The following is a 240-nucleotide window of genomic DNA, read 5'->3' on the forward strand; positions in this document are numbered from 1 at the left end:
CGGGCGGTGAGTTCCTTGTTGGTCAGTTCGGTGCCGCCGCCGATGTGGTAGACCTCTCCGGCGCGGCCCTTGTCCTGCACCAGGGCGATGCCGCGGCAGTGGTCGTGCACGTGCAGCCAGTCGCGGATGTTGCCGCCGTCGCCGTAGAGCGGCACGGTGGCGCCGTCGAGCAGGTTGGTGACGAACAGGGGGATGAGCTTCTCGGGGAACTGGTAGGGCCCGTAGTTGTTGGAGCAGCGG

Annotated in this window: 1 protein-coding gene; it reads right to left on the reverse strand. The window is 67.9% G+C overall.

Annotated elements, in window-relative coordinates:
- Window positions 1-240: NAD-dependent epimerase/dehydratase family protein (locus ACNAVT_RS31940; RefSeq protein ID WP_416301732.1), on the reverse strand; the 240-nt coding region annotated here is incomplete at both ends.

This window comes from Micromonospora sp. SL4-19, assembly GCF_047921475.1.
Classification (GTDB): domain Bacteria; phylum Actinomycetota; class Actinomycetes; order Mycobacteriales; family Micromonosporaceae; genus Micromonospora.